This is a genomic window from Rufibacter soli, assembly GCF_054781795.1.
Genome location: NZ_BAAGTS010000002.1, coordinates 1,900,783 through 1,920,324 on the forward strand (window position 1 = coordinate 1,900,783; position 19,542 = coordinate 1,920,324).

Annotated in this window: 21 protein-coding genes; 9 read left to right on the plus strand and 12 right to left on the minus strand. The window is 51.3% G+C overall.

Annotated features, from left to right (window positions below):
• Positions 1-15: 15 nt before the first annotated feature.
• The 8 genes from ACYVJQ_RS09850 to ACYVJQ_RS09885 form a co-directional block, all read right to left on the minus strand.
• Entirely contained in the window at positions 16-1,173 is a 1,158-nt protein-coding gene (locus tag ACYVJQ_RS09850) for a 3-hydroxyacyl-CoA dehydrogenase NAD-binding domain-containing protein (RefSeq protein ID WP_460892903.1), read from the minus strand.
• Entirely contained in the window at positions 1,170-1,955 is a 786-nt protein-coding gene (locus ACYVJQ_RS09855; RefSeq protein WP_460892904.1) for an enoyl-CoA hydratase-related protein, read from the minus strand. The genes ACYVJQ_RS09850 and ACYVJQ_RS09855 overlap by 4 nt, the downstream gene beginning before the upstream one ends.
• A 4-nt stretch (positions 1,956-1,959) precedes the next feature.
• Positions 1,960-2,463, minus strand: coding sequence for a 1,2-phenylacetyl-CoA epoxidase subunit PaaD (gene paaD, locus ACYVJQ_RS09860; RefSeq protein ID WP_460892905.1), 504 nt, complete (start codon positions 2,461-2,463; stop codon positions 1,960-1,962).
• Positions 2,464-2,556: 93 nt separating this feature from the next.
• Entirely contained in the window at positions 2,557-3,360 is an 804-nt protein-coding gene (paaC, locus tag ACYVJQ_RS09865) for a 1,2-phenylacetyl-CoA epoxidase subunit PaaC (RefSeq protein WP_460892906.1), read from the minus strand.
• A gap of 5 nt (positions 3,361-3,365) precedes the next feature.
• Positions 3,366-3,656 (minus strand): 1,2-phenylacetyl-CoA epoxidase subunit PaaB, encoded by a 291-nt coding sequence (gene paaB / locus ACYVJQ_RS09870; RefSeq protein ID WP_460892907.1) that lies wholly within the window; start codon positions 3,654-3,656, stop codon positions 3,366-3,368.
• 53 nt (positions 3,657-3,709) lie between these two features.
• On the minus strand, positions 3,710-4,669 hold the full coding sequence (gene paaA, locus ACYVJQ_RS09875; protein WP_460892908.1) for a 1,2-phenylacetyl-CoA epoxidase subunit PaaA: 960 nt from the start codon (positions 4,667-4,669) through the stop codon (positions 3,710-3,712).
• A gap of 111 nt (positions 4,670-4,780) precedes the next feature.
• Positions 4,781-5,857, minus strand: coding sequence for a 1,2-phenylacetyl-CoA epoxidase subunit PaaE (gene paaE, locus ACYVJQ_RS09880; RefSeq protein WP_460892909.1), 1,077 nt, complete (start codon positions 5,855-5,857; stop codon positions 4,781-4,783).
• A gap of 49 nt (positions 5,858-5,906) precedes the next feature.
• On the minus strand, positions 5,907-6,512 hold the full coding sequence (locus ACYVJQ_RS09885; protein ID WP_460892910.1) for a TetR/AcrR family transcriptional regulator: 606 nt from the start codon (positions 6,510-6,512) through the stop codon (positions 5,907-5,909).
• Positions 6,513-6,859: 347 nt separating this feature from the next.
• Here ACYVJQ_RS09885 and ACYVJQ_RS09890 point away from each other — a divergent pair, with 347 nt between their 5' ends.
• Positions 6,860-8,164, plus strand: a complete 1,305-nt coding sequence (locus tag ACYVJQ_RS09890; RefSeq protein ID WP_460892911.1) for a DEAD/DEAH box helicase — start codon at positions 6,860-6,862, stop codon at positions 8,162-8,164.
• Between the two features lie 272 nt (positions 8,165-8,436).
• Here ACYVJQ_RS09890 and ACYVJQ_RS09895 read toward each other — a convergent pair whose 3' ends face one another.
• Positions 8,437-8,694 (minus strand): cold-shock protein, encoded by a 258-nt coding sequence (locus ACYVJQ_RS09895; protein WP_460892912.1) that lies wholly within the window; start codon positions 8,692-8,694, stop codon positions 8,437-8,439.
• 1,065 nt (positions 8,695-9,759) lie between these two features.
• Here ACYVJQ_RS09895 and ACYVJQ_RS09900 point away from each other — a divergent pair.
• The 4 genes from ACYVJQ_RS09900 (at position 9,760) to ACYVJQ_RS09915 (ending at position 14,200) form a co-directional block, all read left to right on the plus strand.
• Positions 9,760-12,504 (plus strand): S8/S53 family peptidase, encoded by a 2,745-nt coding sequence (locus ACYVJQ_RS09900; RefSeq protein WP_460892913.1) that lies wholly within the window; start codon positions 9,760-9,762, stop codon positions 12,502-12,504.
• Between the two features lie 327 nt (positions 12,505-12,831).
• A complete protein-coding gene (locus ACYVJQ_RS09905) occupies positions 12,832-13,023 on the plus strand; it encodes a cold-shock protein (protein WP_048920503.1) in 192 nt (63 codons plus the stop codon).
• A gap of 344 nt (positions 13,024-13,367) precedes the next feature.
• Entirely contained in the window at positions 13,368-13,817 is a 450-nt protein-coding gene (locus tag ACYVJQ_RS09910) for a hypothetical protein (RefSeq protein ID WP_460892914.1), read from the plus strand.
• A gap of 191 nt (positions 13,818-14,008) precedes the next feature.
• Entirely contained in the window at positions 14,009-14,200 is a 192-nt protein-coding gene (locus tag ACYVJQ_RS09915) for a cold-shock protein (RefSeq protein WP_460892399.1), read from the plus strand.
• 196 nt (positions 14,201-14,396) lie between these two features.
• On the opposite strand, the gene ACYVJQ_RS09920 is transcribed toward ACYVJQ_RS09915, so the two are convergent.
• From ACYVJQ_RS09920 to ACYVJQ_RS09930, 3 genes are all read right to left on the minus strand, one after another.
• Complete coding sequence (locus ACYVJQ_RS09920) at positions 14,397-15,308, minus strand: lytic transglycosylase domain-containing protein (protein WP_460892915.1); 912 nt, start codon at positions 15,306-15,308, stop codon at positions 14,397-14,399.
• A 378-nt stretch (positions 15,309-15,686) separates the two neighbouring features.
• A complete protein-coding gene (locus ACYVJQ_RS09925; protein ID WP_460892916.1) occupies positions 15,687-16,301 on the minus strand; it encodes a cupin domain-containing protein in 615 nt (204 codons plus the stop codon).
• Positions 16,298-16,846: an RNA polymerase sigma factor gene (locus ACYVJQ_RS09930; RefSeq protein ID WP_460892917.1), complete on the minus strand. Its 549-nt coding sequence runs from the start codon at positions 16,844-16,846 to the stop codon at positions 16,298-16,300. Before ACYVJQ_RS09930 ends, ACYVJQ_RS09925 begins: the two co-directional genes overlap by 4 nt.
• A 245-nt stretch (positions 16,847-17,091) precedes the next feature.
• Here ACYVJQ_RS09930 and ACYVJQ_RS09935 point away from each other — a divergent pair, with 245 nt between their 5' ends.
• From ACYVJQ_RS09935 to moaA, 4 genes are all read left to right on the plus strand, one after another.
• The gene (locus ACYVJQ_RS09935) at positions 17,092-17,553 is read left to right on the plus strand and encodes a hypothetical protein (RefSeq protein ID WP_460892918.1); all 462 of its coding nucleotides are present in this window, start codon (positions 17,092-17,094) and stop codon (positions 17,551-17,553) included.
• 311 nt (positions 17,554-17,864) lie between these two features.
• Entirely contained in the window at positions 17,865-18,104 is a 240-nt protein-coding gene (locus ACYVJQ_RS09940; protein WP_460892919.1) for a MoaD/ThiS family protein, read from the plus strand.
• A gap of 12 nt (positions 18,105-18,116) precedes the next feature.
• Entirely contained in the window at positions 18,117-18,527 is a 411-nt protein-coding gene (locus ACYVJQ_RS09945; protein WP_460892920.1) for a molybdenum cofactor biosynthesis protein MoaE, read from the plus strand.
• An 8-nt stretch (positions 18,528-18,535) separates the two neighbouring features.
• The gene (gene moaA / locus ACYVJQ_RS09950; protein ID WP_460892921.1) at positions 18,536-19,531 is read left to right on the plus strand and encodes a GTP 3',8-cyclase MoaA; all 996 of its coding nucleotides are present in this window, start codon (positions 18,536-18,538) and stop codon (positions 19,529-19,531) included.
• Positions 19,532-19,542: the final 11 nt, after the last annotated feature.

The following is a 19,542-nucleotide window of genomic DNA, read 5'->3' on the forward strand; positions in this document are numbered from 1 at the left end:
AAACGCAAATGGTACTTATTGGAAGAACTGCCGCTTTTCCCGCACCATGCGGCGCAAGAAAGGGCTGGCGCGGTAACGGTCTTCGTGGTACTCGTGGTATAGGTAGTCTAAGGTAGCCAGCACGTTTTCCAGACCCAGTTCATCGGCCCAGGCCAGCAGGCCTTTGGGGTAATTCACGCCATTGGTCATGGCGAGCTCCAGGTCTTCTTTGGAGGCAACGTTTAAATAGAGGGAGTCTATGGCCTCATTGATGAGCAGGGCCAGGATGCGGTGCAGCACCTGGTTTCCCAGGGCCTCATCCTTGGTTGGTTTCGGCTGCGGGGCACCCTCGCGGTAATCATAGAACCCCCGTCCCGATTTCTTGCCGAAATACCCGGCCTCAAACAGGCGTTTCTGGGTGAAGGAAGGTTTGTAGCGCGGGTCAAAGAAGAAGGCAGCGAAGACGGACTCCGTGACGCGGTAGTTCACGTCATGGCCAATAAAGTCCATGAGCGTGAAAGGCCCCATCTTAAAGCCGCCCAAAGTAGTCATTGCCCAGTCAATGGTGGCCACGTCCGCTATCCCTTCTTCCAATACGCGCAGGGCCTCACCGTAAAACGGACGGGCCACGCGGTTCACGATAAAGCCGGGCGTGTCTTTGGCGATCACCGGCTTTTTGCCCCAGGATTCTACCAGTTGCTTCACCTCCTGGGCCAGCCCTGGGCGGGTCTGTACCGCCGGGATGATCTCCACCAGCGGCATGAGCGGGGCCGGGTTGAAGAAGTGGATGCCAATAAAGCGCTCAGGCTTTTCACAGGCGGCCGCAATGGAGGCAATGGATAGCGAAGACGTGTTGGAGGCCAGGATACAATCCTCAGGCACAATCATTTCCACCTCCCTGAACAAGTTTTGCTTTACCTCCAGGTCTTCCACCACGGCTTCCAAGACCAGGTCACAGCTGCCAAAGTCCTGGTAGGCCTCGGTGAAATTAATGCGGGCCTGGATCTCGGCGGCGTCTACCTCAGAGAGCTTCCCTTTTTTGGAGAGCTTGGCCAGGGTGTCTTTGATCTGCTGGGTGGCGCGCTCCAGGGCCTTGGCGTTTTTGTCCAGCAGGTGCACCTTGTGGCCCGCCGTGGCAATGACCTGGGCAATACCCGTGCCCATGGCCCCGCTTCCTATAATCCCTACTATCATTGGCCGGTAAAATTAGGTTGCCGTTTCTGGATAAATGCCTCTACCCCTTCTTTGAAATCCAGGGTCTGGCCCGCCTGCTGCTGGTACGCCGCCTCGTGCTTGAGCTGTTCCTCTAAGGTGTGCTGAAAGGTCTTGTTCAAAAGCTGTTTGGTAAAGGCCAGGCCTTTGGTGGGCATCTGCGCCAGTTTCTGCACCAGGGCCTGCGCCTCGGCGGCAAAGGTTTCCTCGGGGAAGGCTTTGTAGATCATGCCCATCACTACAGCCTCGCGGGCGCTTACCTTGTCACCGGTCATCATCAGCGCCGAGGCGCGTTGCAGGCCTACCAGACGCGGCAGGAAAAAGGTGCCGGCGCTGTCCGGGATCAACCCGATCTTGCTGAAAGCCTGAATAAACGAGGCCGATTCCTTGGCGACCACCAGGTCACAGGCCAGAGCCAGGTTGGCGCCGGCCCCGGCAGCTACCCCGTTCACGGCGGCTACCACCGGCTTATTAAGTTGCCTGAGCAGCAGGATGATGGGGTTATAGTGCTCTACCACAATCTCAGAAATCTCCAGGCTCCCGGGGCCCGAGGCTTCGGCCAGGTCCTGTCCGGCGCAGAAGGCCTTGCCCTCTCCCGTCAGGAGCACCGCCCGCACGGCTTCGTTGTTGGCGCATTCGCGCAGGTGGTACTGCAAGGCCAGGGCCATCTCCCGGTTGAAGCTGTTATAGACGCTGGGACGGTTCAGGGTGAGGGTGGCCACTCCGTTCTCCAGGGAATAGTTGAGGTAAGGGCTTTCGTTCATAGCTTTATTTAAGGCACTTGAAATAGTCAAAGGGTTCCAGGCAGTCCTGGCACTGGTAATGGGCCTTGCAGGCGGTAGAACCGAACTGGCTGATCAATTTGGTGTTCTCAGATTTACAGAGTGGGCACCGCACCTGGGTGTCCCGGCCAAAGAGCGCATGGATGTCGCCGTTGGGCTCCACGGGCGGCGCTATGCCGTAGGCCTCCAGCTTCTGTTTTCCTTCGGGGGTGAGCCAGTCGGTGGTCCAGGCGGGGCTGAGCTGCAGGTCTACCGTAACGTCTTTATACCCTTCAGAAAGAAGCTTGAGTTTAATGTCGGCGGCAATGGTATTCATGGCCGGGCACCCCGAATACGTAGGAGTGATGGTGACCACCACTTTGCCATTTTCCTGCACCTGCACCTTGCGCAACACCCCCAGGTCCAGAATGCTGAGCACCGGTATCTCGGGGTCCGTGACCTCTTCCAGCAGGCTCCATATTTTCTCTTCAGGGGTCACAATAACAGACACAAGATGTATGACACAAGATATTAGACTTTCTCAGGAAAGGTTTGTCTGTTTTGGGCCAGTTTTCTTAAAAACGGGCCTAAAACGGCTAGGCCCTTACCATTCCAAACCGGGGTAGGCCCGTTGCAGGTATTGCAGCTCGGTCAAGATGTAGCCCAGGTGCTCAGAGTGCCTTCCGGCTTTGCCGCCTTGCTGCATGAACACGTTTTGGGGTACCTCCAGGGTAGCTTCCGCAAAGACTTTGGCCACGTGGGCGTCCCACTGCTCCTTTAAGGGAGCATAGTCCGGGATAATGCCTTGTTGGGCCAGTTGCTTTTCGGTCTCGGTCATGGTGAAGAGCTCTCCCGCGTACCGCCAGAGGTTGTCCATGGCTTTCTGGATGCGGCTTTTGCTTTCAGAAGTGCCGTCGCCGAGGCGGATGACCCACTCAGAGCTCCATTTGAGGTGGTAGCTGGCTTCTTTGAACGACTTGGCGGCAATACCGGCCAGGCCTTTGTCTGAACTGTCTTGCAGCTGCTGCAGCAACTGGAAATGGAAGCCGTCAAAAAGGAACTGGCGCAGCACGGTATGGGCGAAATCGCCGTTGGGTTGCTCCACTAGCAGTGGGTTCCGGTACTCCACAGCCTCGCGCAGGTAAGCCATGTCATCCTCGGTGCGGCCCTTGCCTTCCAGCTCGGCGGCGTACTGGAAGAGGCTGCGGGTCTCTCCAATGAGGTCCAGGGCGATGTTGGCCATGGCCAGGTCCTGCTCCAGGATGGGGCCGTGGCCGCACCACTCAGAAAGGCGGTGGCCCAGGATCAGGCTGGTGTCTGCCAGCTGCAGCGTGTATTCAAAAAGCAGCGCCCGCTGTTCCGGAGAATACTCCTGTAGGCCCGGGGTGGGTTTATTCTGTAAATCCATGGGCGTTACATGTTTTTGATTTCGGGGGGCACTTCATAGAACGTGGGGTGCCGGTAGACTTTGTCATTGGCCGGGTCAAAGAACGCGGCGGACTCGTCTGGGTTGGAGGCGTGCACGTTCTTGGATTCCACTACCCAGATGCTCACCCCTTCCATGCGGCGGGTGTACACGTCGCGGGCATTCTGGATCGCCATTTCGGCATCGGCGGCGTGCAGGCTACCCACGTGTTTATGGTCAAGGCCTTGCTTGCTTCTGATAAAGACTTCCCAGAGCGGCCATTCTTTTTGCTGACTCATTGAATGATTGATAGATAGATTGAGTGGTTGAATGAATGAGAAAATGGGTGGGGTTACGACACTTGCTTTTCGGCTTCGCGGCGGGCGCGTTTCTCGGCATGGACCAGGGCGGCTTCACGCACCCAGGCGCCTTCCTCGTGGGCCTTTACGCGGGCGCTCAGGCGGTCTTTGTTGCAGGGACCGTTGCCTTTCACCACGTTCCAGAACTCTTCCCAGTCCACGTCGCCGAAATCGTAGCCGTTCTTGGCCTCGTTCCATTTCAGGTCCTTGTCGGGCACGGAGAGTCCCAGGAACTCGGCCTGCGGCACCATCATGTCCACGAAGCGCTGGCGCAGCTCATCATTGGTGAACCGCTTGATCTTCCAGCGCATGGACTGCTCAGTGTTAGGGGATTCCTCGTCTTTGGGCCCGAACATCATGAGCGTGGGCCACCACCACCGGTTAAAGGCTTCCTGGGCCATTTGCTTCTGGGCCGGCGCGCCGTTGCAGAGCGTCATCATGATCTCAAAGCCCTGGCGCTGGTGGAAGCTTTCTTCCTTGCACACCCGTACCATGGCCCGCGCATACGGCCCGTAGGAGGTCCTGATAAGCGGCACCTGGTTCATGATGGCCGCGCCGTCCACCAGCCAGCCAATGGCCCCGATATCGGCCCAGGACAAGGTGGGATAGTTGAAGATGCTGGAATATTTAGCCTTGCCAGAGTGCAGGTCATTGATCATCTGGTCGCGCGAGGTGCCCAGGGTTTCGGCGGCACTATACAAATACAGGCCGTGCCCGGCCTCATCCTGCACCTTGGAGAGCAGGATGGCCTTGCGCTTGAGCGAGGGGGCTCGGGTGATCCAGTTGCCTTCGGGCAGCATGCCTACAATCTCTGAGTGGGCGTGCTGCGAGATCTGGCGCACCAGCGTCTTGCGGTACTGGTCGGGCATCCAGTCTTTGGGCTCAATGCGTATTTCGTTTGCGATCTTCTCCTCAAACAGTTCTTCCAGTGATTTATCTATGATCGTTTCCATACCTTCTTAACAGTTGAATACTCTCTTACGTTTAAAATTGCCATCCTGGCATGCGCTTCCGTTTTAAGCCTGTTTTCGGGAAAACAGGCTTAAAACGGAATTTGAATCTGGTTACTGGTCAAAGTCCACCACTACGCGCTCGGTCAATGGGCGGGCCTGGCAGGTGAGAATGTAGCCGGCGGCCACCTCTTCGGGTTCCAGGGAATAATTAACGTCCATCTCCACCTGGCCTTCCAGCACCTTGGCGCGGCAGGTACTGCACACGCCGCCTTTGCAGGAATAGGGCACGTCGGCGCCGGTCTCGGCGGCGGCATCCAGGATGGTGTTGCCGTAGTAAGACATCTCCAGGTTGAGGTAATTACCGTCCAGGCGCACCTGCACCTTGCTGATCTTGTCCTCGGCCCCGGCCGGGCGCTCCCTGCGCTCCGCAGCTTTCTGGCCTGCCTCCCCGGTGGTGAAAAGCTCAAAGTGGATTTTCTCTTTGGCCACCCCGGCTTCCTCCAGGGCTTCCTTCGCCCCGAAGATCATTTCCTCGGGCCCGCAGATAAAGCACTCGTCTATTTCCTGGGCTTTGATAATTTTCTGCAGGAACAGCTCGGTTTTCTGCTTGTCAATGCGGCCAAACAAAAGGTCGGTGTCACCGTGCTCGCGGCTCAAGATATGGTAGAGGCTGAAACGGTCAAGGTATTTGTTCTTAAGGCCTTCCAGCTCTTCCTTGAACATGATGGAGTTGCGCCCACGGTTTCCGTAGAGCAGCAGCACTTGGCTTTTGGGCTCAGACAGCAGGATGGTTTTGATGATGGAGAGAATGGGGGTGATGCCGCTGCCGGCTGCCACCATCACGTAGCTTTTCTGCTGCTCTGGGTTCAGTTGGGTAAAGAAGCTGCCCATGGGCGGCATCACCTCCAGTTCCTCGCCGGGTTGCAGCGCCTCATTGGCAAAAGAGGAGAAACGGCCTTCGGGCACTTTCTTGATGGCCACTTTCCAAGTGTTCTCCAGCGGGCTGGAGCAGATGGAATACGAGCGCCTGAGCTCTTCGCCGTTGTGGTAGCGCCGGAACGTGAGGTACTGGCCCTGGGTATACCGGAAGGTGTCTTTGAGCGCCTCGGGCACATCCAGGGTCACGGTCACGCTGTCATGCGTCTCGCGGTCAATGTTCTTGATTCTGACTTTATGAAATCTGCTCATGGTTTTACTTCCTCTTCTCAAAACGGAGGCGTTTGCCTTCTGTCTTATTTTAGCTGCCTTGTTGCCCGGTGCCCTCCCTATTTTCCAGGCCCTGGAACAGGATAGTCAGGATAGAGCTTTCCAGTTCTTCTATGGAGATGCCCCGGTCCTGCCGCCACCAGAGTTCCACCCAGCGCACCGCCGAGAGGAGCGTGAACAGGGCCACGGAGGTATTCACCTCCCGCAGTTCGCCGGCCTGTTTCCCGACTTCAATAAAGGCGGCCAGCTTGTTTTCGTATTGCTTTCTTAGGCCTTTGAACTCCTGCAGCGCCTCCGGCGAGAGGTACTTCCAGTCATTGTTGGCCACTGATACCTCGGCGCCTTTGGTGGTCATGAGATGGATATGCAGCTTCACCAAAGCCTTCAGCTTTTGGGTGAAGGTGAGCGGGGCATTCTCAATCTCGGCTAATTGGGTCACGTACGTGTGGGCAATGTCAAAACAGATGGTTTTCAGGATCTCGTCTTTGGAACTGATATAGTGGTACATGGTGGCCGCGTCCATGCCCACCTGCTCGGCCAGGTCTCGCATGGAGGTGCCACCCACGCCCTTCTGCTTGAAAAGCAGGGCCGCTTCCTTTATTATTTCGGCGCGCCGTAGGTCCTTTTTCTTCTTCATTCCGTTTTAACCTTTTCACCCTCCCCCGCCTAGAGCAGCAGAAAATCGGCGTTTTCGGTTACCAGGCAATAGAAAATACTTCGCCTGATACACCAAGTTTACTGGATTATAACTTAAAAGTCAAATGTTTGTTTGATTTATTTTAGCCCTTGGTTAAATCTCCCTCCCGCAACGGAAGGACTCTGGCCCAGGTTCGTATGGTTTAATCCCTCTGGGGAAACCTGGCTAGCACGGCCTCTCCTTTCCTGTGGCTAGCCAGGGGCCGTAGAAACTTATCCCTGCAAAAGGCTTACCTTTACGGAAGGCCGACCTTCGGCCTGTTTTTATTTGTTAAAGCTTATAGTACCATGGACGCATTGCCCAAGATCCTCAAGAACCTGAACATCCCCCAGTTAAACGAAGTGCAGGAAGCCGCGCTCAAAGCCGCCGGGCAGAATGACTTTGTGCTGCTGGCCCCTACCGGATCTGGCAAGACCCTGGGCTTTCTGCTGCCGCTGCTCCAGCGGCTTTCGGCCGGCGAGGCGGGGGTGCAGGCTCTGGTTTTGGTGCCTACCCGCGAACTAGCGCTCCAGATTGAGCAGGTATTACGGCAAATGGGCACGGGCTTTAAGGTGAACTGCTGCTACGGCGGCCACTCCACCTACCAGGAGAAAAAGAACCTGGCGCACGCCCCCGCGGTCTTGATTGGTACGCCGGGGAGGGTGCTCTACCACCTGGAAAATGAGAACCTGGATCCCAGTTCTATTAAAACGCTGGTGCTGGATGAGTTTGACAAATCATTGGAGATGGGCTTTCAGGAAGAGATGGCCGCTATTCTAAAGCAATTCCCCCGGGTGGAGCGTCGCTTTCTCACCTCGGCCACCAACCTAAAGGAAATTCCCGCCTTCACGGGCCTCCAGAAGCCTACCGTGCTGGATTTCCTGCAGGAGGAAAGCATGGTGCCTGACCTGCAATTGAAAGTGGTGCAGATAGAAGCCGGCGATAAACTCAACACCTTGTTTAAGCTGCTTTGCGCCATTGGGCCTAAAACCACCCTGGTTTTCTGTAACCAGCGGGAGGCGGTGGAGAAGGTAAGCGAGTACTTAAAGGAGAAAGGGATGGCTTCCAGTATTTTTCATGGCGGCCTGGAGCAGCCGGACCGGGAACGGGCCATTATGAAATTCAGGAACGGCACCAATTACCTGCTCATCAGCACCGATCTGGCCGCGCGGGGCCTGGACATTCCGGAAATTGAGGCCGTGGTGCATTTTCAGTTGCCAGACGCCGCCACCTTTACCCATCGCAACGGCCGTACCGCCCGCATGAAAGCCCAGGGCTCCAGCTATCTTCTCCTACACCCCGACGAGAAACCCGCCTACCTGCCCTCTTTGCCTAGACCGGAGAAACTGCCGGCGAAGGCGCAGCTTCCCGCGCCTTCGCCCTGGGAAACACTTTACCTGAGCGCGGGCAAGAAAGACAAAGTAAGCAAAGGCGACATTGCCGGCTTATTGATGCAAAAAGGCGGGTTAGAGAAAACGGAGGTGGGATTGATTGAGATTCAGGACTCTGCCTCGTTTGCAGCCGTGCACCGCACCAAGATAAAGAAGGCGGTGGAGCTATTGAAGCAGGAAAAGCTGAAAGGCAAGAAAGTGAAGGTAGAGCAGGCGAACTAACTGACCTTTACAACCAAAGCGAAGCTGGAGGTGGATTTCCTTTTGGCTAATTTGATTCTACTATTTCAGGTGAAACAGCAGTGCTATGAAAGGAAATGATTTTGGCCTGGTTTTGAAAAAACAGGCTTAAAACGGTTTTGGCTCAAAAGCACGCCTTTTAGATTGGGCTTTTTGACGGTACTTGGTAGAGGAAAACACAAGAATAGAAGGGGGTAAAAAGAAAGCGGGCGCCTCCTTTTCCCCATCAATATAACTTAAAAAGACGCTCTGGGTTACTCCGTCGCTTCCTTGTTCTCTCCTCTGCTGGCTGGTGGCCTTCTGCGGCTTTCTGGCGTACCAACCTTGTTTTCTTCTTCAGGCGGGGTGGAAGAGATATTCCCAAATTTGTCTACATAAGCCATCATGTTTTCTAGTCCGCCCCCGGTGGAGTTCTCATGACGTTCCTGCTTACGCTCTTCTTTGTCTTTTTTCTTTTTAAGTCTCTTTTGCTCTAGTTGCTTCTTCATGAAGCTGTTCTGTGATCTTGCCATTGCGTTAGGTAAAGTGAAACATAAAGCTGCCATCAGGTAATTCCTGCATTAGGAAGTAATGGTGGGCAGTTTTTGATACCGGGATAAGGACCCAAGTATCTTACTAAATACGGATATTCTAAAATGATAGCCAGAAACAACCGGTAATTAGGTTTAGAATGCAGGGTGCCCAGCAGGGTGCCACGCAGGAACTAAGGAGATCTTGAAAGAAAAGGAAATGAAGCGTTGTAGGTAACTACTTATAAACGCTCTTGATTTCTAAGGTGATTTTCAAGAATTATCAGGAATCTTACATCCAGCTGAAAAAGCAGAAAGAAGAAGAGAAGAGATAATGGTTGCTTCCATTACAAAGGTAGGAAATTACCGGCCCTTTTCCTAACTGTGCTGCCGCATTGGCGCATTCTTTAGGCATCACCTTTTGTTCATAGCTCCCTCCTTCTACCCTTATTTAGACTAATGTGCGTTGGCATTTTAAAAGACGTTTAAGGATAGTAGCTTTTAGGTTTCTTAAGAAGAGGAAGGCTCCTACTAATCAATTTCTAGACAATGAAATCATGCTGTCCCATAAACCAGAAGTAACTTATTTGGAGACGGCATGTTAAGGGAACTGCCAGCCTTATATGTGCCTAATTTGGTTTTTTTGTCAAAAATGAGGTGTTTTTTAAAAGATTATTTTCAAAGAATCTGTTACCTCCTCCTACCTTTTCCTGAGAATTTTCATAAAAACAAGGGACAAGTTCTAGCTATTCCTGCTTCGGGAAAACGATTTAAAACTTCGAGTTCTTCTAGGATATTCTTTGCTGACCTCGCTTTTTTCCTATTTAAGAAAGCCTTTGTACAAGTTACTTAACATATTAATTCTTCCTTAACCTCTCCTTCAGGATTGCGGTATACGCCAAAAGTCCCCCTCTCTCTTTACCACAGTACCGCTTTCATTGCTTCTGCTTCCAAGGTTTAGTTCTAACATAGCTAGATGAAACCAAGGAATAGTTTCTAGGAAGAACCCGGCGCTGCTTGGGTCCCTCCTTTTCATTACCCGTCCTATTTCCAACCTAACAAACACGTATGTTAAACATCTATTCCAACAACCTGAAGAAAGTACTTAGTATTTTCGCCTTTTTAGTGGCATTTGCCGGCCAGGCATTGGCGCAGGCCACCGTTGACACCCAATTGTTGCAGGTTTTAAAATCTGCAACCGTCCCCACTGAAGTGGTGGTTACCTTTTATGGCAATGGAGCCCCCAGCTCTACGAACCTACAACTTCTGCAAAGCCTGGGGCTTACCAAGGGCCTTACTTTTAAAAACCTGCCCATTGCAGGGGTTCTGGCTACTTCAGCGCAGGTAGAGGCCCTGGCCAAAAGCCCCTATGTACGGTCAGTGTACCTTAACAAAAAGCTTAGCTTCTATAATAACAATGAAACGCACCTAACAGGAGTAAAACGCCTGAGAACCGACAAAAACATAACCTCCCGTAATAACGGCATGCCGGTTTCCGGTAAAGGCGTTGGGGTTATGATCAATGACAGCGGCGTGGACGGTACCCATGAAGACATAAAATTGGGTGTGCATTTGGTGCAAAACGTACTGGGCAGCACTAACCTGAACGCGCAGTCTTCGCTCCTACCTACCACTTACTTGGAGAACGTACCCAACACCGATACTAATTCTGGTCACGGAACGCATTGTGCCGGAACGGTGGGCGGCAATGGGGCTCGGTCGAACGGTCTTTATGCTGGGGCAGCTCCGGGGGCTACCTTAATTGGGTACGGCTCGGGTGGTGCCCTTTTCGTGCTGGATGCCCTTGGCGGTTATGATTATGCCCTAACCCACCAGTTTACCTATGGTATTAGAGTGATTAGCAATTCCTGGGGTACCAGTGGTGATTTTGACCCGGCTAACCCGGTAAACGTGGCATCCAAAAAAGCCTATGACCATGGTATTGTGTCTGTGTTTGCGGCCGGTAATGACGGGCCAAGCTCAGATACCCATAACCCTTACGCCATTGCGCCATGGGTAATCTCTGTGGGCGCAGGTGACAAATACGGAAAACTGGCTGATTTCTCCTCCAGAGGTGTGAAGGGAGAAGGCGGCACGTTTACGCTGGGAGACGAAACCTGGACTTTTGAAAACCGCCCTACTTTGGTAGCCCCCGGCGTGGATGTTATTTCTACCAGAGCTATTGCCCCCGTTTCCTCTTTATCTGCGGAGATGGACGCCGCCGAACTGGACCCCGCCCACGTGCCTTTCTATACCCACATGAGCGGAACCTCTATGGCTACGCCGCACATGTCTGGGGTAGTGGCCTTGATGCTGGAAGCCAATCCTTCTCTTAGCCCTGCCCAGGTAAAAGCCATCCTCCAGAAAACAGCCACCAACATGCCTGGCCGTGAATCCTGGGAAGTAGGGGCTGGTTATGTGAATGCCTATGCCGCCATTGATCATATATACCGCAACACTTCTTTTGGCGCATTCCTAAACTACACCAGAAGATTTAACAGCAGCGTGAACACCGCCACTGAGCAAAGCGCGTTCACCATCAACTTTAATCCCTTAACCACTGCCACCAACCAGATCACGTTCCAGGTGGCCTCCGGAACCAATAGCCTGGAAGCAAAATTCAACGCTGCAGGTTTGCTGGGCCAGACCGGAAACCCGGTGAATTTGATTCTGCTTTCGCCTTCTGGAGCAGAGTATCGCTCCGGAATTCCGGTAGCCTTTGCTCTGTATTACGACAGGGGATTGGCGGTAGCCAACCCAGAGCCTGGAACCTGGACCTTAAAAGCCGAAGGCCTGAACGGCATCGCGCTTCCTGAAACCATTGCCGGCACTTTTGTGCAGTCACACGTAACCGGAACCACGGGCCTGGGTGACATTGCCGGGCATCCCGCTGAAGCTTCTATTAAAATGGCGGTAGCTGCCCGATTGGTAGATGCGTTGCCTACCGGATTTAAACCAAATGATGCCCTGAAAAGAATACAACTGGCAGATTACTTCATGATGGGCCAGGGAATCAGGCAGTTGATGCCAACCTCCGGCATTGCTACCGTGACAGACCTATTCGGTGACCAATTACTGTTAGCGGAATCGGTTTTAGCCAAAGGAGCTGCCCTAAGGGACCGGGAACACACCTTCAAGGGCGTGATGATGCCCAGCACTACCGGTAAATTCAACCCCAACGGAAATGTGAACAGAGCTAACCTTGCGTATTCTTTGGTACAGGCCTTGGGCTTACAGAAATTTGCCGAAGAACGGACTGGTAAGCCCGTTAATGTGACGGCAGACGGGAAAAACTATGCCATTGAGGATGCTTCTTCTATTCCGGCCGGTTTGGAAGGCTATGTGAGCGTGGCCCTGGAACTCAACCTGATCAATGCCTATTTTTCCCTGAGCCAAGGCACTTTTGACCTGTTCCCCACCCTGCACGCCACCTTTAAACCGCTGCAGGATGTGACGCGGGCTGAGTTTGCCGTGATCATTACAAGAACGCACACCAGCTGGAATGCTGCCACCCAACCGGTAACCGCCAGCGCCGCGGCGATAGGCTTACCGGTAGCTGCCAAGAACTTCACCTACCCTAACCCTTTCTCTGGGACCACCACCATATCGTACACCCTGGAAAGCGCTGGGTTTGTAACTGTGGAAGTGTTTACCTTGAAAGGTGGTAAAGTGTCTACCCTGGTAGCGGAGCAAAAGGAAGCCGGCACCTATTCGGTTCTTTTTAAGGCCAGCAACCTACCAACCGGTACTTACATCTATAAAATTAGCACTGCCGGAAAAGAAATCACCCAGAAAATGGTGTTGACCCGGTAAGCTTTCTTTTTTCCTTTCCCCCAAAGGCCCCTCCCACCAGAGGGGCCTTTTTTATGCCCTGCCTTCCCCTTTTCCCTACCCAAAAAAGTCTAATTCCAGCGATTCTTCCAAGGCAGATATTGCAGCGAAAAGCCTCTAAAATGAGAGATAGACGACCTAACTAAGTACGCATTATGGGATTTCATTCATTGCTCAAACAACCAGAAAAGGCCCGCCTGGAGCTTTAAACGGCCATTTTCATCCGTCTGAAAAATAATTTTAGTATTTGCAGGTGGAATTGAACGAAAAATTTCTTTTCTTGGTAGTATCTGTATAATTAAAAACAATATGAACAACGGTAAAGTAAAATTCTTTAACTCCGAAAAAGGCTTCGGATTTATCAAAGATGACAATTCAAACCAAGAGTACTTTGTACACGTTTCTGGTCTGGTTGACGAAATCAGAGAGAACGACGAAGTGACCTTTGAGCTGAAAGAAGGCAAAAAAGGACTAAACGCTGTGAACGTGAAACTCGCTTAGTCTTTCGCTATAAAAGACATTGAGAACAGGAAAAGCCTTACCAATCGGTAAGGCTTTTTTTATTTCCCATTCTGGTTACATACCCTTGGCAGGACCTTTGCCTCTTCATAAAAAAACCTTCCTTTAACTAAGCCACATACCTTAGAATTTTTCCTATTGAGAGCAGCTTGACCTTCCCTTCTGTTTAGAGGCCGTTTTTCAAAATAAAGCCTCTAAACAGCGGAAAGGAAAATACCAGAAACATTTCTAACATAAGGTAAGGTGGTTGGTTTCCTTTAAACAAAGAGACCCAGGGTTTGCGTTAGAGGAAGGTAAAACTTGTATTCACCTTAAATTAAAATACTGTGGCTCAACCGCGCGACAAAGAAGGCTTACTTCACTTGTATAATAAAGTATTACCCCCGCTTGCTGAAAAGATTTTCCAGCATCTGCAGGAGGTTGTTCCTTTGTTTGATGACTTTAAACTAGAAAAGGTTATAGACACCTGGACAAAAGACAAGCACGCCTCTACAGACAAGGAGATAAGCCTTGAGAATGGCAATGTGCAGCAGATGGGTTTAAAGGTACAGCTAACGGGTTTCCAGAAGGCCGGGGCCCAAACCTTTGATGTCAACAAAGACCTGGTCTTCTTTTTGGAGTACTCCTCTTATATAGTAGGCCCAGACAAAAATACTGCCTGGCTGGAAAGGTTCTACCTGCAACCCTGGACCCCACAAGAAATGGAGGACCTAGCCGAAAAATGGACAGATGAAGTAATAGAGGACATTACTAAAAAGCTTCAGGAAATAAGCTGATACCTTCAATCTGTGACCGGCGACAGATCACTAAGCATTCTCTAACTTTCAACTAAAGTAAAAAGCAGGGCAAAATTAAAAGTGCCTTTAACCTCTTTAAAGCCACTTAAGCCAGATATTTTGGGTTTAAAAATTGTTTTATTGAACGATTCCTGTACCTTGTTGGTAGTAATGTTATAATGAACAACAATATGAATCAAGGAACAGTAAAATTCTTCAATGATGACAAAGGCTTCGGCTTCATCAAAGACAGCAACACCAATCAAGAGTACTTCGTGCACGTATCTGGCTTGGTAGACGAAATCAGAGAGAACGACGAGGTGGTCTATGAACTTCAGGAAGGAAGAAAAGGACTAAACGCCATCAACGTAAAGCTGGCCTAGTCCTTCGCCATAAACGTCATCACCAAAAAGTCCCTCCCCGCAAAGGAGGGGCTTTTTTTATGCCCTACCACCAACCCCTGTTTTAGGGCCGTTTTTAGGAAAACAGGCCCAAAACAGAGATCAAGAGGTTATCCTTCTTAAATCTAAGAAAGTGGATGCAGTACTACATGAAAAGGGAAGTAGAGTGCCAGAGGTGTTATTCAGGCAGTTCCAGTATAAATTCCTTCCCGGGGGCTACTGTTAGTGAGTAGTTCTTAATCCAGGGATTATACAGCCGCAAGGTCTTGTAGTTAGTGCCTTGCTCCAGGGCGAAGGTAGCCAGGTTAGGAATAGTGGTACGCACGGTAAAGGTGCGGGACGCCAGGTCTTTATACCCGTGTCCGTCTGGCAGGTCAAACCCGTATTTACTGGGGTTTCCAAGTACTTCTTTCAAGGCCAGAATCCGGAAGATATAGCGGGAGGTCTCGTCGTTGAGGTACAGGTCATAGAAGGAACTGACGCCCTGTTTCTCCAGGGCCCGGTCCAGACCGTTCACGCCCCGGTTATACGAAGCAGCGGCCGTGGTCCAGGACCCGAAGCGCTTGCGGGCGTTTTTCAGGTAGCGGCATGCTGCCTTGGTGGATTTCTCTACGTGGAAACGCTCGTCTACTTCGCTATTGACCAATAAACCATAGCCCCTGGCGGTATCTGGCATCAACTGCCAAAACCCAGAGGCTCCCGCAGAAGAGGTTACCTGGCTGAAAAGGCTCTCGGCCAAGGCCAGATAGACAAAATCTGCGGGAACATCATTTTCGCGCAGTAACTGCTCAATCTGGGGTAAGTACCGGTGCATACGTTTAAGTCCCAATAAGGTACTGGTATGCAGATAGGCGTTGGTGATAAGTTCGCGGTCCAGGCGTTCTGCTACGTCTGGCACCTCCAGAGGAACAGGCTCGCCGGCAAACGTCATAGAGGCAGGTAAGTCTGGGGCACGGTAGATACGCGCACCCGTAAAGGAAGCCTCGCCCTCTTCTGCGGCACCTTGCTGTACTGCCCGCTGACTGCAAAGGTGCAGCGTAAGGGCCAGCATAACACCTAATCCTACGGTTTTCCAAACTTGCTGTGACACGGTGTTCCCTTTGTTTCTTGTATTCCTACTTATACTTATTCCTGCCCGTCCAATGTTTCTTCAGAGACAAAAATCAACCTCCTTCTTGCAAAAAAGATAACGGCCTTGCTGGGCTAACGAGTTAAAACAAGGTTTGTGTATAAACAGTGCCTTTAAAATGAGGGGAGTATAGTAGACTAGATGTAAATGGGCATAATGAGGAAAAAGAAAAGAGAGCGTTTTCCCATCCCATAAGGCTAAAAACTGTTTTGGGCCTGTTTTATGAAAAACAGGCCCAAAACAGTTTTTAGCTCTCTTAAAGTAACTTCTATTTCCTGTAAGATAAACGGTTGGCAAAGGCCTAAACTTAAAAAGCATAGGCACCCTACAGCCAGAAGATTAAACGGCCACTCTTTGTAAAATCGCCTTACAGGGCGCTTTGGAGGTAACTTTGAGCATGTGCTGGGTATGCAGCGGTACGGCAAAAAAATCGCCGGGCTGTAGTTGATACAGGTTTTCGCCGGCAATCATGTCACAGGTGCCTTCCACAATCAGGAAACGCTCTAATTCATCATGGTGCACCTCATAGTCAGACATGTCTTTGATCCAGGCAATGGCGGTGGTGATCTGGGGGGTGTGCCCAATCAACTTTACAAAGATATTATCTTCCTCCTCTTCGGGCAGGACAAGGTCTGGGCGCGTAAGCCAGGTGGCGTATTCGTCTATGGTGGAGTTCTCCGTTAACAAAGGAGGCTCAACGGCGGGCTCTCCCTTGGCCAGGCGTTGCAGGTAATCAATAGTGGCTAGCACCAGGGGTTTAACGGTATCACGGGGCGGAATGGCATGTTCCTGGGCATAGGCCTCTACTGCCCTACTGATGAGGTCAATCTCGGCTTTTATTTCGGGGTGAGCCGCAGCCATCTGTTCTACCTCTTTGGTTTCCTGGGGGTTGGTGATGCCCATGACGTACAGTTCCAGAATCCCAGACTCTATGAAATGATGGATTGAATTCATGCTGCTCTTTCTGCTCCTATGTGTTTAAATGCCATTTTAAGTGTCGCCTTCAAGTCTGTTTCTGATATCTCCAGCAGCGCCGCGGCCTCTGCGCAGCTTTTCCCCTTGAGGTAGATCAAATCCAGGATGGCTTTTTCCTGAGGTTCCAGGTGGCAGAAAACCTGCTTGACCCGTTTCTCATCCTGCAGCGTACGCTTCATGGCTTCTTCTGCGTTGGCGTATTTTATCTTCTCTGACCCTTCTGCCAGATGCTGGTATTTTCCGGTCTTTATGGCTTCAATTGAAATTCCACGGGCTATGGCTAAGGCCCAGGTCAAAAACCTGGAGGCCGAAGGATCATACACGGTAATGCGGGAGCAAATAGCGGTAAAGGTTTCCTTCAACACTTCTTCGGCTATCTCTGGGTGATGGACAATTCTGGTGATGACCCCTAGCAGAATAGCCGCGTATTGGTCATACACGGCAGATAAAGCCGTGAGATTCCCGGTTTTCAACCCCCTTACCAGCAGGTCCTCGCTGTCGCCCCCAAATTTGTTTTCAAACATAGTAGTTCCATTTTCAGGCTCTCAGTCCCAGCAAAAAGGTACCTGATGGCCATTATTACCTAAATATATGGTTTTTATAGGAAATTCCCGCGGCAGGCCCCTTTCAGGATGTCTCAAAGGGAAATGGATACACGGAGGAAGCATTCCAGAAGTTTTTGGAGTTCACGGCGGCAGAGAATATTCCTTCCTATTTTTAAGAATGCTATTACGTAATAAAGCCGATACACCTTTTCAATCTGCCTGCTATGTTGCCACCCAATGATGATGATTTAGAGTTCAGCTTGCCAGACCATCTACCTATTTACCACAAAGGCCGGGAGATTTTTTCTTTGACTGCACAGATTGTGGCCCTGGTAGAGGAAGACGAGGACATACATGGCCCCCTAAAGGAATTGATGCTGGAAGACGCCGCCCTGCTAACCGTAAAAGTGGCCGGGGCCGAAGCCGCTGACCTGTATGACCTCAGGATGGAGAACGCGGCCATTATCCGGAAGGCTGCCCGGAATCTGCTGCTCCATTGCACCAGCCTGGAAGTCTTCGGGTTTAAGGAAGTCCATTACTTTAAACTGTTGCGGCAGGCCATTGAGGAGTTCAGGTTGCTGTTTATTGAATGGGTTCAAAGCTTTGACCCCTGGAATTATGTAGTGGACCAATGGGGGCTTTTCAACCCGCCGGGTATCTTTCCGAGCCATGAACCGGAGGAATAAAGCCCTGGCCTGATGCTTACCAAAATTGATTTTCCGTTTCACGCCTATTTTTATGAAAACAGGCTTAAAACAGGATAACTACCTAATAGTAAGAGTTATTACGATCCGCTTTTTCACCTATCAATTGAGGAGTAAAAGCCTTGAAAATTCCTCGGGGATAGGTAAGATACGCCTCCTTAAAATAGTGGACAGAAACAGGTAACCAAGATGGATCCCTATTTATTTGGCGGACGGCTAATTGTAAGGTAGCTTTAACCTTCAGGTAAAATCTATTACCTATATGGGAAGGAAATCACTTACTCAATAACAGAATGGAAATCCTGCTTTTTGGAATCACGCGGGACATTGTAGGACGGCAGTCCCTACGGGTAGAAGATAATCCTGCCCTAAAGACCGTCGCCGATTTGAAACGGCACCTATTTGCGCAGTACCCTGGGTTGGAAGGCTTAAAATCTTTGGCCATTGCCGTTGACAGCGAATACGCCCAAGACGACCAACTCCTGGCTGCCTGTCACGAAGTAGCCCTTATACCCCCGGTAAGCGGCGGTTAATTGCCAAAGCCTATGTTACTGAAATTGGAAGAAACCGTTGATTTGGCTGAAGCCTACCATTACTTGCAGGACCCTGAGGCAGGCGGACTGGATTTGTTTGTGGGCACCGTCCGGAACCAGACCCAGGGCAAGGAGGTGGTAAAACTAGTGTTTGAAGCCTATAAACCCATGGCCTTGAAAGAGATGCAGAAAATCGCCGATGCTGCCCAACAACAATGGCCTATCACCCGGCTGGTGATGCTGCACGCCCTAGGCGAAAAAGCAGTGGGAGAACCGGTGGTGATCATGGGGGTAGCCTCGGCGCACCGGGAGGCCGCCTTTGCCGCCTGCCGGTTCCTGATAGATGAACTGAAGAAAACCGTACCCATCTGGAAGAAAGAATATTACCAAGACAACAGCGTGTGGGTCAATGCCCATCCCTAAGCCCAGCCATGGAAACACCTATTCTACTTGATTCCCATGGCCGGCAGCTAACCTATCTGCGCCTTTCGGTGACCGATAGGTGCAATTTTAGGTGTTATTATTGTATGCCACAGGAAGGAATGGATTTTGCCGCGCGCCAGGACCTGCTTTCCTGGGAAGAACTCTTCCAAATGGCCCAACTCTTCTGCAGTCTGGGCATCAATAAAATACGCATCACCGGGGGCGAGCCTTTTGTGCGGGCGGGCATCATGCCCTTTCTCCGGAAATTGAGTTCCCTACCCGGCCTGGAAGAAATCACGGTTACCAGCAACGGCACTTTGTCTTTTCCCCAAATAGCAGAGCTACAGCAGATAGGCATCAACAAAATAAACCTCAGCCTTGACTCCCTGGACGCTTCCCGCTTTCACCAAATCACCCGCCGCAACAGTTTTGACGCTGTCTATGCCTGTATCTTTCAATTGTTGGACGCAGGGTTTACGGTGAAACTGAATTGCGTGGTGGCCGAAGGCGAAAACATACAGGACCTCATTCCTTTTGTGGAATTCACCAAAGAAAACGCACTGGCCGTCCGTTTCCTGGAAGAAATGCCTTTTAACGGGGGTACGTCCGCACCGGTTCCGCTTTGGTCCCACCACAAAATCTATCAGCACCTGGCAGAGCACTACCCTGTTATAGAAAAACTGGAAAGTGACCCCTCCTCCACCTCGGTGAATTACCAGGTACCAGGATTTAAGGGCTGCTTCGGGATTATCCCCTCCTTCAGCAGAACGTTTTGCGGTACCTGTAACCGCATCCGGTTGGGGGCAACCGGCGAATTGCGGACCTGCTTATACGGCCCACCTGCCACTAATTTGCGGGATTTAATGCGTTTGGGTCACTCCCCATTGCAACTTCAGCAGGAAATACTGGACGTGGTCCGGCACCGTAAAAAAGACGGGTTTGCCGCCCAAGCCAGCTTACTACAAACCGGGGTTCACGCCTCTATGTCGGTTTTAGGGGGATAACGGCTAAAAAC